Below are 12211 nucleotides of genomic sequence, written 5' to 3'. Positions count from 1 at the left end.
GGTGCGCCTATGTCCTGCAGTCATAACTCCCAAATTCCCGAGCACTATCAATCAAGGCACTAATATTTTCCGGAGGCGTGCATTCCGGAATGGCACAACCGGCGTTGAGAATGAAACGCCCCCCAGGCTTCCATTGCCGGATCAGCGTTGCGGAAGCCTCTCTGACGTGCTGCACCGTCCCCCGCCCGATCACTCCGCTCGGGTCGATATTGCCAAACAGGACATGTCTTGAACCCACCCGTGATTTCGCCTGGGCCGCATCGGTCTTGTAGTCCAACTCGAAGCCGCATTCAGGGTAGGCTGCAAACTGGTTCAGGATAGCCGATGTATTGCCGCAAATATGGATCACCGTGAAAATACCATCCTGAGAAAGTTCCCGCACCAACCGCTCGTGATACGGCCGCGCGAAGGTTTCAAACATCTGTGGCGAGACTACATCCGGACCCGATGGGCTATCGCCAAGCGAGGTGAAATGGGCACCTGCCTTAATCAGCGCACGATGGACCGCAAGATGGCTTTGATGACACACCTCCAACAACTCCCTAATCGCGGGATTGTCCGGATCACCGGCAAGATCGAGCAGGAAATCCTCCGTACCACGCAGCAGGCCGGCCAATGAGAATGCGGCTTGGTCCGCGTTGCCCCTGATCGAAACTTCGCCGCCCACTTCGCGATTAAGGATGCGGATTGTCTCCAGAAGCATCGGAATACGCCCATCTCGGTCCGGATCGACCACGTGCAATTTTCCAACTTCGCCGAGGTCATTGATGGCGGGTCCGGCGATATGCCCAGGAGCGCCGGGGGCGTGATCACGGACCGCCCCCATCGCCTCCGCCAACAGGGTGGTATCATAATCAATCAGGATGCAGTCATGCCGGTATTTCTCATAGGCCTGCAGATGCGCCTTCGCCATCACCACCGGATCCGTCAGCATCTGATCCAAAGAAATACCAGCCTCTTTGGCCACCAGCAGGAAATTATGCAGACACACCGGCACCCGATCCGGTATGGCTCCCTGGATGACCCGTTCAACACGTTGTTTTGAATTCATGCGAGCTCCTTATCACGCGACTGGACACAAACACTCTTCCTGGTTTCAAGAACACGAATCAGATGGTAGGCCGCCACATTGGCGAGACTGCCCAGGACGCTGGCCAACCCGAAAATAATCAGTTCACGTTGCATGTCGATATGGATGAGCCAGGCAAATTGCATCCACGTGATTGGCAGTGTGATCAAGCCCTGAATTCCCAAAACCACCAGAACGCCATGATGCGGGAGCCCGTAACGGGGGATTCCACCCGTGGCGACGGTTTTCAGGTCGATCCGAATGGCCCGTACCAGACGCAGCCAGAGAATTAGAATCAGTGCCGTGGCAGGCAGGTAGAAGAGAAATGTGCAAAACACCGCCTGGGGCATGGCATGCATCTGGTACGTGAAGGCAAATCGCCACAGCCCGACGGAGAAGGTCCCTGTATGCTGCATCAGATACAGAAACCCAGGAATGACCAGGATTGTCATGGCATAGGCCGCCGTACCAAGATGCATGGCCAGCATCAGCAGTTTGGAACTGGTCGGCACCGAAGGGGTGTTATCACTGACCGGTTCATATCCCGACGGCTCCCACGGCGCCGGGGCACGGTAATCCGTATCGCCGCCAAGCTGTTGCCACTTGCGGTAGGCCAGAACATAACACACACATGACAAGACATTGAACAACCAGAACCAGATAAAGAGATAGCGGTACGCAAACGAGGAGCCATGATGCAGCCAGAGGAAAAGATCCATAAACACCCCGGCCAGGATGCCCGCCAAAATCGTGGCCACCGAACGCACCATGGCATAGGCGGAGCTCAACTGACCATACCTTGACTTTGGCATCAGGCGCATGAAGGCGGGCAACAGGCAACACCCGTTCAAAGCCCCGGCAAAAACTCCGGCAAAGGTTCCCGCAATGCTCATCCAGAAGAACAGCGATGACGGGAAGGTCATGGTCAGCCAGATCCAACTCCCGAAACCTCCCACTGCGGCAAATACGGCCATATAGGTCAGGATGCGCATAGGATGCCAGCGATCCACGTAAATGGCGGCAAAATAGACCGCGACCATCCCGATGACCTGGCCCACCATACCAATCTTGCCCATCTGCTCGAGGCTAAGCCCCATCTCGAGTTGGTTGAACATGCCGAATACCCCGCCGGCACAGGCCATGGCAAAAAACGCCTGGGACAAATAGAAGTACCAGTAAAACCGGGTGCTGAAGGACTCCTTCATGTAAATCTTGAAGTTGCTGATGAACTCCTTCAGGGGGCCCTGATGCGGCTTGTCGTCCACGGGCGGCGAGGGATACTCCCCCTCCTTGACGAACAGGCACATCAGACCAAACCCGACAAAGTAGAGCAAGGCCGCCGCCGTCATAATCAGGCGCATGTGACTCAGTCCGTATTGGAACACAAAGCCGCTATAGAGGGCACCCGCCCCCGTCCCGACAATCCGGAACAGCCCGGTAAAGCGCCCCAGCATATGGCCCGGCACCACATCGTTGAACAGATACCAATAGACCGAGTTCACGAACATGTTGAAAAACTGGAAAATCACCATGACGAACCCGATCAAGCCGATCATCACGCTGGTGGGCGCCACCTTCCGCAACGGGGGGATCCAGGTCGTCAGCAGGGTGGCGATTTCCTGGCTCCACCCCATCATGACCAGGCTCACGCAAAGAAAGGGCATGGTATAGAGGATGAAGGGAATACGCCGCCCCCAACGGCTTCGGTGCCGGTCACTCTTGTAACTCACCCAGGGACACACCGTCAGATTCAAGATGGCCGGGAGCGTTGTGAGAATAGTCGATAGTAGCATGCTCGAGGCGCCCAGGTTCTGCAGCTTCAGCGGCACGATGGAGGGAACCACGGCCTCCATCAGGGTAAAACAGAAGTCGCCCCACAACAGCCATGAAAACAGAATGGTTAGGGACGCTGTTGTATATCTCAAACTGCCACAGGTGTATTCGCGCGACTTCATTGGATAATATGCTTTCCGGTTTGCTCTTGCATTGAACAAACAACTATTTCCTAGTTGTTGAAATGAATCAAGAATCAAGACGATGGATGGCCGTTGCGGCCATGGCTTTTCTTATCACCTGCCCGGTTATCGCGGATGACCAGGGTCCCGGCACGCTGAACGGACGCAGTTGCTTCTACGACTTTGAATCCATTCCCCTCTTTGACCCGGTGAGTGGAGTCAATCCGCCCGAGATACAGTCGCCATCCGGTCGCCGCACTCCCTTGAAGACAGAAGCCGGCCTCGATGGTTATCACCTCACTCTCTCCCCTAATACACTGTCACCCGGAAAATGGATTTATAAAAATGGCGCCCGCTCATTCCCGTTTGAAGTTGTCTCCAGTATCCGCAATACGCCCTTTACGATCTGCAACTACCAGGCCAATCCCAATACCCTCGACCGGGCACTACGCTGGCAGGCGGATTACGGCTTCAATACCTATATGCTCCAGAAGGCCAGCTTCTACGAGATGCTATGCGTGGATCCCACCCTGGTGGATCGCTGCGTCAAGGCTCAGGCCCGCTGGAGTTCCGTCTATACCCTTGCGGCCACGCACCAGCCGGTCGACATCCGTAATGATTGGTCGGAACCTGCCGTAATCAACAGCCTGCGCTACCGAACCCGGCAGGCTGCCCAATTTGGCCGTTTTCTCGGGGGCGGATTTATCGGCCTGCACTACGCCGACGAGCCGGGATTGACCTGGGGTTGTGATAACGGGCAAGGCGACCTCCGCAGCATGCACCCCGATGAACCTTTTACCGCTGGGCCTGGCGGCTATATTGGCCCCCTGGCTGTTCCTTCACAACGACTCACCTATACATCTCAAACCGGAAAGGCTACACCCAACTGGCGGAAGCCGGGCGAGAATATGCCGGCCTGGCTCGACTGGATGCGCTGGCGTACCACCCTCCTCGGCTCAGCCTTCAGCCAATTCACCCGCGACATCCATGCCGTCGATCCAACGCTGATCGGATACAGCCAGCTTTATTCCTGGAAATGGATCCAGGACGGAAACTATATGCCTGACACAGGAAAAGGTGTCGATGTCCTCTCAACACACGGTTACAACCTTTATCACTTCGGGCTCTGGTATCAGGCCGGCGAAGTGGATGCCATGCGCAGTGGCGCCTGGGACAAACCTCTCTGGATGCTGGCGCCCTGGCAAGGGATTACCCCGGACAACGCCATCCGCGCCGTGGTGTACAGCTCACTGGCGCGCAAAGTGGAAGGGTTGACCTGGCCATTGGACTGGGCCGACACGTGGCCCCAGGCAAAGGAGATATCAGACAAGATCCTCCCCCTTTCAGCAGTGCTGGGAACCCTGAAAAAACAGCGCGACGCTGTCGGCCTTTTCCACAGCCGTGATCAGCATCTGGTTGATTTCGCGCGGGAGGTGGACATCACCCAAGCCGGCCTGATCTATCCGGGCAAGCTATCCACGGCCTGGTTGACCGCCATGGCCTGTGGCTATCCCTCCAGTTGGGTGGTGGAGGAGGAGTTGCTCGACAAAAAGGCCTTTGTACACAAAGTTATCCTGTGTCCCGGGTTGACCACGCTCCGGCCAGAGCTTAAGGCCGCCTTTGAAGCCTACATTTCCGGTGGCGGCTGTGTCATGCTCGACGCCGGATCCACAGCCGATATCAAGGGCGCCCGAAAACTCCCCTTCGCCTTTGCCGACTGGGAATCGGCGGCGAGAAACGGATTGGTTGGTCAACCCTATACGGTTTCTGACCGCCGCCTTTTCGACACCCTGGTCCGACCCAACATGGAGGCCTTTAGCACAGCACTCGGCGCGGTTGCGCCCCCTCTTGTTACCTGTGACAATCCAATGTTCCTTCCCTCCGAACTGGCGGCGGGAGGCGGTCGTTACCTCTGGTTAGTCAACATGACCCAGAATGACGTCGCCGGAGCCCGCCATTCCCTCGTACCGGCCTCGGCTAAAGTCACCCTGCCTGCAGGCCAGTATGTGGTCTACAACGTGTTCACAAGCCAACTGGTCAAGGAACGTGTGTTGAACCTAAACCTGCCGGAAGGCGATGCCGTCCTACTGGCCCTCGCTCCCGCCGCCATCACAGGGGTGGTGCTGGACTCGCCCAATGCCAGCGCCGGACAAATCAGGATCAAGGCGAGCGTGCAGGCTGGCAAAACGCCTTTAGCCATGACCGTTCCGATTGAAGTCGAGCTGACGTCTCCCGACGGAGCGGTGTTCTGCAAAGTATGGCGGGCGGCCGTTGATGGCCGCTACGAGGAATCGTTCCATATCGGCTCCACGGCCGCATCAGGTGGCTGGAAAGTTCGGGTCCGCGACCGGTTAAGCGGTCACACCGCGATGGCGGAGTGCAAAGTGAAAGAACAAGTATTACCCCTGTTCACCAATACCGCCGTAGATTGCTTTGATGCCGACCGCATCGCCGAGTCGCTCCAACCCAAACACGGTCCGATTCTTGTATTATATGGAGTGGAATCCGAAAAGGCTCAGGCGGAAGATCTGGCGGCAACACTACGAAAATCCGGAAACGCTGTCGAGGTGGCGACCGCTTCCTGTTATCTGCAACGTAGGCCAAGAGACGTCATTAAATCCGTCTATCTCTCCACGCCCCTGGCCATTGATCGCCAGGTGATTCTGCTCGGCTCGCGCCAGACCAACCCCCTGATCAAGATCGTGGTGGAAGAGTTCAAACTGTCGCCCTACCTACCCAACCTGCCCTGGCCCAGCACCGGTCGAGCCGTGGTGTACTGGGTCAGCGGCATGGCAGGGATCGACAACGACATCGTGATCGTCTGCGCCACCGACAAAACCGGGCTGACCCGCGGTTGCTCGAAGGTCGCAGTCTTACCCGCCGCCCCAACCCGGTAATAAGTCGATTGATGAGAAGATCCGCAAGGACCCCATTGCCATGATGGCCTTATTGTGGTATAAATATGCCACACATAAGGAGAATCGATTATGCCACAAATCATACCCATCCGAGATTTAAAGAACACGGTGGACATTTCAGAAAAATGCCGTTTGGCGGATGCTCCAATTTTCATCACCAAGAACGGTTATGGCGACATGGTCATCATGAGCATCAAACGCTATGAAGACAGTCTGGCAAAACTGGACGTCTATGCCAGGATCGAGGAGGCGGAATCCCACATTTCTCGAGGCAGGGTTGTTGATGCGGAAACGTCCCTGAAGAAACTCCGGACCAAGCGCCATGTATAAGCTTCTCATAACCAGAAGCGCTGAACAGGACTTGGACGGCATTGTGGATTACATCGCCGTTAAGCTTATGAATCCTTCAGCCGCTTCTGCGCTATTGGACATAATCGGAGAGTGCTATGGATCACTCAAGAGCACGCCCCGAATGTTCAGCGAATGTGGGGATACTTACCTCAAGAACAAAAGATATCGCAAAGCCCTGATTGACAATTACCTATTGATATTCCGTATCGACGAGAATTCCAACACCGTTTACGTCCTTCGCTTCTTTTACGGGGCACAAGACTACATTAAACAACTATAAACCGGGAACAGCGCGTTCTCAGCAACGTTCACCTGAACGGCGATCACCTGGATGTATTCATCCCTTTGTTGTAGAAGTTTTCAACAGCCTAAAGCAAATATATCACCATAGGTGCAACATGTTAAGCGGTGGTCTATCGAATTACCGTAGTGAACCGGAAACGATCTCCGGGAAGGGTGGTCGTTTCCCAATAGACCTGTTGGAGCGTCAACTCTCCCGCAGGGCTTTGACACCGTGCGCCGTCCGGCCACGGCAGGTGGATCCGGAGTGGCTGACCGGCCTCGCTTAAAACCTCAATCCATTCCACCGCCCCGTGGTTGCAGGCGGCGCTGACCAGGAACGCCCCTTTTGCGCGAAGCGTCGTAAATTCCGCCCGCACCGCATGGGGCCAGTTGGGAAAGACCCGAAGCGTTTCATCGTGGCTCTGCAGCAGGCATTCATTAATGACGCCCGGTACCGCAAAGTTTTCGTACCAGACCCCCACGGTGTCCATAAACTCAAACGGCGTACGATCCGAATAGCGCCCCCCCACCTGGAGCACCATGTCGGTGTAGGAGCCATTGGGCATCCGACAATACTCCAACTGGCGCTTGAATCTTTCCAGATCAAGTAGGCCGAGGCGGGCGGCCTGCATATTCAGGAAGACCAACTCGTTTCCCCCCTCGTTCCGTTGGTTGCGGTAGGTGTTGGCAGCAATCTCATACAGCCGTGGATTCGTTTCACGCGTGGCCAGACCAATCGCCTCGCCGGGGAAAACCGGCATCAGACTCACGGGACAGTTCTGCACAATCTCGGGATTCTCCGATGGCACGGTTACAAAAACAGTTCCGCGCGGGGAATCGGCCGTGGGATAGGCGGGAAAGTGCTCCAGAATCTCACGTACCTCGCCCAACAGTTCAGCCTCGGTCTGCTCGCACTCCAACGCCTTGCAGGCTTCGCCATAGGCCCGGAATAGGAACGTGATGAGCGTCAGGTCGGCAATGCAATCCCGGTTCTTGCTGAGGTCGGCCTTGAGGCAATACAACTCGGGCGGCACCGTAGGGAACACATGATAGGCCTCATCGCCCCACTGTGGGCCGTGGGCGTCCTGCCGCTTCAGGTAGTCCACCAGGAACAGCACCGCCTCACGGATCGGCACAAATGCCCGCTGCGCGAGAAACTCCCGGTCCAGAGTGTACCGGTAGTGCCACCAGAGACTCTGAACGGTCCAGGGTGTTTCGCACATCATCCACCCCATGTCGGGCACCGGCAGGCTCGGAGGGATGGTCATCTCGACCCCGAACGCCGTGTGGGGGTAGGCCGCGCCACGGAGCTGGTAATACTCACGGGCATTCCGGCGGGCCAGCGGAACCAGTTTTTCCACCAGATCCACGTAGGGCAGATGCTTGTCTGCATGGTTACTGGTGAACAGGCCCCAGTTCGGCTGCTGGGCATTGTAATCCATGTGATAATCACCATGCCAGCAACTCCCGATGGTGCCATAACTCCAGTTGGCGTAGAGACCGGGACAGGTGACACCGGGCCGCACCGCACAGTGCATAAAATAGAGGTTGCGATACCAGGCCGCTTCCAGCGCCTCATCGTCAAGCGACACCGCCGACTTTGACCAATAGGAATCCCAATTCTCCACCGCATGCTGCCGGGTGGCGGCAAACGCCCCCGAACTGACCTCAGGCAATGACTCAGGCGCCACCTGCCGCGTGGCCAGCCCTTCATCGAGTTGCACGCACGCGACAAAGGGATACGTCCCCGGCAAGGCACGTTCCAGCGCATCCATCGATGGTTGCGAGCCCATGTTATCGATCCAGGGACGATCCGTGCGTTGGAGCTGACCGTTAAAACAAGCCGTCACCTGCACCATTTTATCACGGGGATCGGCATTTTCAGTCACCTCGGAATCCGCCAGATCCTTGGTGGCCACACCACTACCCGGAAAGCCATCCATACTATGCAGAGCGGCATGCCCCTCCTCCAAGCCGGGTCGTAAGCGGCAGAGTCGCTGGCGGAAGGCCATGCTGGACATAGGCAATCCCTGAACCGCAAGCGGAGCGGGCAATTTGCCGCGGGAAAGGACTTCAGGGATCAGATTCACCCGGTTAAACGGCGCGGCCATTGGTTGACCCCGCTCATTGAGAAACCGCAGCCAGACGCGGTCTTGCTCCATATCGGTAAAGATTTCCAACCGGGCCAGGCAACCGCCGACGAGGAAGAACACCTCGCACAATCCAGTTGCCGGATCGAGTCGATGCCCCAGTAATTCGGCCTCGCGCCGATCAAAGCCCAATACCAGCGAACCGCAGGGATAGGGTCGCGGATACGGGAAGCGCATGTTGGCCAACATCGCCGTGTAGTATTGATCCCAGTCCGCCGTCTCACGGGGAACCCCGGTTTTAGCCGCCTCCCTGGCGAGCCCGAAAATCTCTTCAAAGGTGCGAACTTTATCCCAATTCTCCTCGGCGATGCGGATATCCCAGACATTATTGTGGCCGAACCGCAACACCACCGCATCCGGCCTCGTACAGACCACGACCCCAAGCGCTCCGTTCCCCAGGAGCGCCCCTTCCATGAACCGGGGACAGGGTTTCCCCATATGAATAGCGTGCCTCGAAGGTCGATTTTCTGAATTGCCTGTCATCTGTGCGACTCCTATTGCCCCTTCACCTCAATCGCAATGGAAGACCTCCTCCATCGCCGCCCACCATTCATTCTCTGCGCGATCCGGAAGTGGATTCTGGCAGGGCATACAGAATGACCACCATCTCTGGGTAGTGGGATCGGCTGCCATCCGGGCACTGTCCGCCGCAAAATCCAAGCCGGTATATTCGAAATAGCTGAACAAATATTGATTCCCGTCAGACATTCTTCGCAGATAGATGGAGTAATTCCGGATGTTGCACTCGGCAATCATTTTCAGCACCTCAGGCCAGACAGCCGTGTGTAGCGTTTTATATTCCCCAAGCTTCTCACCCTTCAACCCAATCACCGCCCCATATCGTGTCATGCCCACCTCCCCATGCTCTCGTCATACTCTCCGAGATTGAGCGGATAACGGCCATATTTGCGGACCAATTTTATAATCATGTCATAGGTCCGGCCCGACACATTACTGGCCACCGAGTGGTCTGACTGGAATATATACCCACCGCCCTTCGCTGCGTTTAACTTGCGAAGAATCTCCTTTTTAATGGCCTCAGGATCACCCTTCTCCCAAACCTGAATATCGCTATTGCCGCAGAACCCCAGGGAGTGTTCGAGTTCCTTCCTTAAAACCACCACATCCATACCGGCTTTGACTTCAAGCGGATTGTAGGCATCGATGGCCATTTCGGCAAAATCCCGGATGACGGCGTTGACATTTCCACACCCATGATAGATCACCATCAGGCCCTTTGAATGTGCGTGGTCGGAAATTGCCTTCACCCAGGGCTTGTAGTGCTTGCGCCAGAATTCGGGCTGCATAAAGGTGCCGCATTTATAGGCAAAGTCCCCCCAGATCACAAACCCGTCAAGTTTACCCGAAGCGGCGTCAATTTGCGCCTTGGCACAATCCAGATAGAATTGCCCGATCCGTGCCACGGCCTCCGCCATTCGTTCGGGCTCCAGACCCAACCAAAGCATGTGGTTTTCCGGACCAATCAGACGTGTCAGGCATTCATTGACCTCGATGATACTCCCAAATACTGGAAAATCAGGCCATAGGGAGGCGACCGTGTCCACCCAAGGAGGACTATTGCGCTCAAAGCCGTCGCCTACCCCTGCGATCTGATTGTCACCTGCGTTAAAATATCGGCGCAGATCGTAGGGGGAATCAAAAGTCTTAACTGCGGCCTCGAGTTTTTCAAGGGAGTCTATTTCCCAGCCCACAAACTCGGGCATGGGAAAGTCGAACACCTTGCGCATAATCGCGCCGAAACCGGTTTTCACCGTGACTTCGCGGGGTGTTTCCTGCAATACCTCAAACGGCCGAATCCAAGGGTCCATGTTCGGAACCGTGACAATCCAGTCCAGATCATAGTAATAGTAAGGATTGGCATCTGGAGGTAGTCCCAACTCCTCACGCCAGCGCCGGATAAATCCACCCCAAAAGAAATCGCTGACAGGCACCCTATCCGGCTCCTGATGCCGCAGTGCTGTGCGCATGCGCTCTAACTTTATCAGTGCACCGGGCTTGCGAATTGATCCACAGGTTTTACCAAAGGTCTCAAACATGCTCATAATTACCCTCCCCTCATCGCGTCAAATTGTTCAGGCCTCGTTCGCCTCTTCCCAGGCAATGCGTTCCCATTGGGTCAGACGTTGAGGTTGATGCTTGATGGTGCTGACATCCTTGAGAATGAGTTCGCAGGGGGTGTTGTATTTCCGGCATGTCAACACGATATGCCGTAATTCCTGGCGCACGAGCGCCTCATCAAAGGTCTCCATGGCGACAAAGGAGGGATTTGGCTTGGCCGAGAACACAAAATCACCCCCCATTTCGGCGGCCCCGCGCTCGGTGTCCGCCCAGGGACTCATCGATATTTTGCGCACATTCTTGAGTTTGCGCACGATATCGATCTTCCGGTCCATCGGATCACAACAACCGTAGTAGACTAACCCGAACCGATCCAGCAACGGTTTAATCAGGTCGATCTCAAACTCCTCATGCATCGCAGGCGAGACCGTCGAGAAAATTTGTGCCAGTCCGAATGCCCAGACATCCCCCGCCCGCGCTTTCTTCCCGTCATATCCCGGGGCAGGCAAGGCGTCGGTGTAGGCACCGGTACAATGAACCGAGGGGGCACCCACATCAAAAAGCCCTAGCGCCTCATATTGATCCACCACACTGAGCGACATCCGGACAAACTTAGCCATCACCTGTTGAGAGAATTCCGGCCGGTCAACTAAATCGTAGAGCACCCGCTCCGGGCCGCGCAACATGGTGATCTGATCCCACAGGCCGGCATAGAAACTAAAACCCCAGGTGGGTCCGACCAGTCTGACTGGCAGAATCCCGTCAAAAACACTGGTCGCGATCTCCAGGTGCTTGCAATCGGCGGCCTCGTCTACCGACACCACCGGCATGGCCATGCGCTCCAGCGCCTCCTCGTCGGGGATCACATCCGAATAGGCATGCGAGACCACATCGTTATCCGCCTGGGTTGCCAGGGTTTCCTCGGCGGGACGGAAGGTCGGCACGGTTTGAACGGACTTGGGAATACAGACTGCACCGGGCATGACCATATCGCCGCGGAAATGGGTAAACTTGTAGAGTTGCTGGCGCAGGTCGCACTCGACAGAGCGCAGGAAGGAGTCCTCGCACTGAAGCGTCAGCTCACCGGTATCATTCAGTTCATGCCAGGGAAGCTGGTCCAGCATGATCAGGGGCCGCACGGGCTGGAGCGCGTTCAAACGCTTCCACATCGTGATCGTTTGCCCATTGATCTCCAATGCCGCCGCCTCGGCCACTTTCTTCCCCAGCTCCCGCAATAGACTGATATCATTGTCCTTCATGATTACGATCTCCCTCGTTCAACCCCTTCAATCGCGCACCCGTCTTTCAAACTCATTCTCTCAATAAAACAACTATCACATAGTTGTTTAATCACACCCGCGCGCAACCAGCTAATGCAACACCTGTTGTATGAAAAGGTCACGCGGT

9 protein-coding genes are annotated in these 12211 nt (G+C 56.1%); 3 read left to right on the top strand and 6 right to left on the bottom strand.

Features of this window, described 5'->3' with window-relative positions; all coding sequences use genetic code 11:
- Window positions 1–7 precede the first annotated feature (7 nt).
- Both WCS52_07835 and WCS52_07830 read right to left on the bottom strand, forming a co-directional pair.
- The gene (locus WCS52_07835; protein ID MEI6167090.1) at window positions 8–1051 is read right to left on the bottom strand and encodes a uroporphyrinogen decarboxylase family protein; all 1044 of its coding nucleotides are present in this window, start codon (window positions 1049–1051) and stop codon (window positions 8–10) included.
- Window positions 1048–3024, bottom strand: coding sequence for an MFS transporter (locus WCS52_07830; GenBank protein ID MEI6167089.1), 1977 nt, complete (start codon window positions 3022–3024; stop codon window positions 1048–1050). Before WCS52_07830 ends, WCS52_07835 begins: the two co-directional genes overlap by 4 nt.
- 62 nt (window positions 3025–3086) lie before the next feature.
- Here WCS52_07830 and WCS52_07825 point away from each other — a divergent pair, with 62 nt between their 5' ends.
- The 3 genes from WCS52_07825 to WCS52_07815 all read left to right on the top strand — a co-directional run bounded on the left by WCS52_07825 (window position 3087) and on the right by WCS52_07815 (window position 6573).
- Entirely contained in the window at window positions 3087–5921 is a 2835-nt protein-coding gene (locus WCS52_07825) for a hypothetical protein (protein ID MEI6167088.1), read from the top strand.
- A gap of 90 nt (window positions 5922–6011) precedes the next feature.
- On the top strand, window positions 6012–6272 hold the full coding sequence (locus WCS52_07820) for a type II toxin-antitoxin system Phd/YefM family antitoxin (GenBank protein ID MEI6167087.1): 261 nt from the start codon (window positions 6012–6014) through the stop codon (window positions 6270–6272).
- Window positions 6265–6573 carry a type II toxin-antitoxin system RelE/ParE family toxin gene (locus WCS52_07815; GenBank protein MEI6167086.1) on the top strand — a complete coding sequence of 103 codons (309 nt, stop codon included), beginning with the start codon at window positions 6265–6267 and terminating at the stop codon, window positions 6571–6573. Before WCS52_07820 ends, WCS52_07815 begins: the two co-directional genes overlap by 8 nt.
- A gap of 133 nt (window positions 6574–6706) precedes the next feature.
- Here WCS52_07815 and WCS52_07810 read toward each other — a convergent pair whose 3' ends face one another.
- From WCS52_07810 to WCS52_07795, 4 genes are all read right to left on the bottom strand, one after another.
- The gene (locus WCS52_07810) at window positions 6707–9163 is read right to left on the bottom strand and encodes a hypothetical protein (GenBank protein MEI6167085.1); all 2457 of its coding nucleotides are present in this window, start codon (window positions 9161–9163) and stop codon (window positions 6707–6709) included.
- A gap of 72 nt (window positions 9164–9235) precedes the next feature.
- Window positions 9236–9574: an L-rhamnose mutarotase gene (locus tag WCS52_07805; GenBank protein MEI6167084.1), complete on the bottom strand. Its 339-nt coding sequence runs from the start codon at window positions 9572–9574 to the stop codon at window positions 9236–9238.
- A complete protein-coding gene (locus tag WCS52_07800) occupies window positions 9571–10713 on the bottom strand; it encodes a uroporphyrinogen decarboxylase family protein (protein ID MEI6167083.1) in 1143 nt (380 codons plus the stop codon). The genes WCS52_07805 and WCS52_07800 overlap by 4 nt, the downstream gene beginning before the upstream one ends.
- A gap of 105 nt (window positions 10714–10818) precedes the next feature.
- Complete coding sequence (locus WCS52_07795) at window positions 10819–12063, bottom strand: hypothetical protein (GenBank protein MEI6167082.1); 1245 nt, start codon at window positions 12061–12063, stop codon at window positions 10819–10821.
- Window positions 12064–12211 lie beyond the last annotated feature (148 nt).

The organism is bacterium (assembly GCA_037128595.1).
Taxonomy (GTDB): domain Bacteria; phylum Verrucomicrobiota; class Kiritimatiellia; order CAIKKV01; family CAITUY01; genus JAABPW01.
This window is presented reverse-complemented; position numbering and strand designations above follow the sequence as displayed.